The 3,769-nt window shown below is 52.7% G+C and carries 2 protein-coding genes and 1 pseudogene; 2 read left to right on the forward strand and 1 reads right to left on the reverse strand.

Going from position 1 to position 3,769, the window contains the following annotated elements:
* Positions 1-551: 551 nt before the first annotated feature.
* Entirely contained in the window at positions 552-1,607 is a 1,056-nt protein-coding gene (zapE, locus tag HMPREF2845_RS07830) for a cell division protein ZapE (RefSeq protein WP_005506346.1), read from the reverse strand.
* A 695-nt stretch (positions 1,608-2,302) separates the two neighbouring features.
* Between zapE and HMPREF2845_RS07835 the strand changes: the two genes are divergently transcribed.
* Positions 2,303-3,013 (forward strand): DUF6318 family protein, encoded by a 711-nt coding sequence (locus HMPREF2845_RS07835; protein ID WP_070634395.1) that lies wholly within the window; start codon positions 2,303-2,305, stop codon positions 3,011-3,013.
* Between the two features lie 8 nt (positions 3,014-3,021).
* Positions 3,022-3,769, forward strand: a pseudogene (locus tag HMPREF2845_RS07840) (peptide ABC transporter ATPase); the annotation flags it as partial.

A 3,769-nucleotide genomic window follows, 5' to 3' on the forward strand; every position in this document is an offset into this window, starting at 1 on the left:
AATGAAAGTCCCTCCGAAAAGGAAGGGAAATCTCTTCATGTCCTAGCGACAGCTCAGGACTGGGTTAGCCTCAATGAAAGTCCCTCCGAAAAGGAAGGGAAATTGCTGTTTTGGAAGATGGAAAAGTTATTTTGTCTGAGCCTCAATGAAAGTCCCTCCGAAAAGGAAGGGAAATAGCTACCCGAAAATAGCCCGCAACCATGCGGCAGAAACGGGTGCTTCGCGAGAACCTCGTGGAGGCTACACGCAAAATTATACACTCCAACCTCATCTACCCCCGCATAACTCCCTGGCAAGGGAAGAAACCATGCGAGCGACACGCCATGTTCCCGTCACGTACCAGGTTCTCGCTCACACAAAGACCCCCGCCGGGTGCTTCCTAAGCGACCCGGCGAGGGTCTTCACGTATGAGAGGGGTTGGCGCGGTTCAGGTAAACCAGACTAACCAAGCTAACCATGCAAACCGCGCGAGCTTCGAGTCTCACGGGACTAGAAAGAACAGCGCATCAAAACCCGAGCCGGCCAAAGCTCGGCCCCGGCGAACAGCGGAACTAGCGCTCCGCCTCCTCACCCAGCATGCCCTCACGAGCCAACGCAGTCAAACGAGACACCGCACGGAAATACTTCTTCTGATAACCACCAGCCAGCATCTCCTCAGTAAATACCTTGTCAAAAGGCACACCCGAAGAAACAATCGGCAAGTCCTTGTCATACAGGCGGTCAGCCAACACCACAAAACGCAGCGCCACCGACTGCTCAGTAATCGGGTGAACATCACGCCACGCAATACCATCCAGGCCATCAATCAGCTGACGGTAACGCGACGGGTGCACCTTCGCCAGGTGCTCCACCAGGTCAGCGAAGTTATCAACACCAACAGTCTGGCCGCCGAACACTTCCTCAACCTTCGCATCAAACGCATCATCAGCAACAGGCTCCGGCGCAGCAGGCAGGCCACGATGACGGAAATCCTCACCATCCACACGGTGCACCTCAAACTGCGAAGCAAGCACCTGAATCTCACGCTTAAAATCCTCAGCCGCAAAACGACCCTCACCCAGCGCACCCGGCAGAGTGTTCGACGTCGCCACAAGCTTCACGCCAGCATCCGCCAGCTCACGCATCAGACGAGACATGAGCACAGTATCACCCGGATCATCCAGCTCAAACTCGTCAATACACACCAGCTTATAGCTGCTCAACGCCTCAACCGTCTTACGGAACGTCAACGCACCCACCAGGTTCGTGTACTCCACAAAAGTACCGAACGCCTTCGGGCCATCCACATAATGCCACAGCGACGCCAACAAGTGAGTCTTACCCACACCAAAACCGCCGTCAAGGTACAGGCCAGCCTTCGTCGAATCCTTCTTCTTGCCACCAAACAGGCGACCAAAGAAACCGGCACCAGCGCCGCCACCATTAATCTTGTCACCAAAATCCTTCAGCTTCTGCACAGCCTCAGCCTGCGACGGCTGATTCGGATCAGGAATGTAGCTATCAAAAGACACTTCACCAAAACGCTCAGAGGGGCGGAAACCCGCCAGCAACTCATCAGCAGAAACGCGAGGGATGCGGTCGGTCAAGTGTACGGTCGTGGTGGGCACAAAAACTCTTTTCTTCAGTGACGGCGATGTGACTTCCGCTTTAAGTGTAGTACTGTCTAACACCCCGCGTGAGCCGCATGAGTTGCCCGCCACATTGCGGGCGCAGGGAGGGGCGGCGGCGGGGTGCGGGGCCGCTCTGTTTTGCTTGGGCCGCTCAGTGCCAGTGGAGGTACTGCTCAGTACCGGTGGAGGTTCGGTCATGACCTAGCAATTTCAGTCATGACTTAGCGTCTTTCGTAATGATTAAAACCCCAGCCTGAAGTCACTAACCCATTACCGAAAAACTAAGTCATTACCGACTCCCGCCCGCATATCCGACGCAGACCCAAATTCGGTAATGGGTTACGGATTTGTGCCATAGGTTAGTGTCTTTGGCCGTAGTTAAAAACCACGGTCGAAGACGCTAAACCATGGCACAAATTCTGCCGGGGCGGGGCCTCCGTGAGTGTAGATTTATTTGATGCATAAAGCATTGATATGTCCGAATAATGACGTTCAGATACTATTGCACTCAAAGCAACGCAAATAGATACAAAGATGCGGTAGGGTGGTAACTGTAGTGTTCCATAACGCATTGATGCGTTTGTTGGGTGCGCTACGGGGCTGTTTTCCTTCCGGTGGTCAGCTTGACCTACCAATAATGGCCTGACATGCACATATATCACACCGTCACCGATGATAGGAGCGTATCTTCTATGGATTCGACCATTTTCAATCGCCGTACCCTGTTGGGTAGTGGCACACTTGTGGGACTGGGTGCCCTGCTTGCGGCGTGTGGCCAGCAGGCTAATAACGAGGCGGCAGCTACCGCCTCCGCCGCACCGAGCGAAACCGCTTCGGCGTCTGCGGCGGCATCTGGATCGCCTTCTGCGAGTGCCACTCCGTCTACTGTCCGAGGCTATTCCGGCGGTTCGAAGGCACCCGATGGGGAGTACCGTAAGGCCGACTGGCAGGGACCTGCACAGAATGTACCCAAGCCTCCTGTGCCCGAAGAGGGTTACCGCGAGAAGTCTATTTCCGGGCTGGAAAAGACTCTCCGGGCATGGATTCTGCATGAAAATTATTCAATCCAGACTGGAGACTACACTGAAACCCTTAAATTTTTGAGCCCATCCTTTACATCAGAGATTGATTTCTATAAAAAGATTTCTTCCCTGTACCAACGAGGTGGCTGGGTTGTAGCTGGAACCCATAATTTTATTGCCAATGGTGCTCCATGGTCTGAGGGCGGGGAGACCTATATTTGGCGCGCCTACCGCCAGTGGACTTACGCTATGTATGTTGAGCCTGACGGCAGCTGGGAAAATCATGAAAATAGTGAAGATAACAACAATATGTGGGATATTAAATTGCGCCACAACGGAGACCGCTGGCTTGTAGAATCTACGACAAAGGCCGAGAATTAGTAGATAACATGAAAAATATTACTAAAGCTACCATTATTTCTGCGGCTCTTATATTCTCAAATTTAGCTACAACTTGGGGGGTTGAGGGGGAATTTAGTTCATACTCTGAATGTGCCGCGAATAATCCAAATTCAGCACAAGTATGTGAGACTATTTTTATTAAATCCAGCCCTGATTCTAATTCTAATATTTCTAGAGGCTCTGACGGCAAGGTTTCTTCTGGCGGAGGTACTGTACGTAAAACCCAGGAAATAGAGTCAGCGGAAAAAGCAAAAACCCAAGTCCACGAATGGGAAAAGAGCCACAACCCCAGTGGTTTTGATGTCTACTCCTCCAAAAATACCCCTGGCGTCCTTTACTGCGTAACCTCTGGAGGAAAAGTCGGTATCTATAAACACACCAACCTCAGCCCGGAAACTGATGCAGGATTCATGGACCGCGGTCGCCCAGCAATGGGAATGCACAACCCCAGCAGCGCTAGCTGCATCCCCTCAGACATCAAGGCTGTTCAAGACACTAAATCCAAGGCAAACGATGGCCCCACCTGGGAACAAATGATGGCGCAAATCATTGAGGCCGCCCAATCGCTAGAGCCGGGCAAGCCGACCCTGCACCAGTCCTACAACAACCCCGCAGGCACTGGCCGAGCAGAAGGCGATCCCAACGTCTACAAGGGTGACCAGGTCAATTTCTATGTTGATGACGGTGGCCCCTACCGCCTTGAAGCAGACATGCTCGCCGGACACGTCGAAATTG

The sequence above is a fragment of the Rothia sp. HMSC065B04 genome, assembly GCF_001812285.1.
In the GTDB taxonomy this organism is placed as follows: domain Bacteria; phylum Actinomycetota; class Actinomycetes; order Actinomycetales; family Micrococcaceae; genus Rothia; species Rothia mucilaginosa.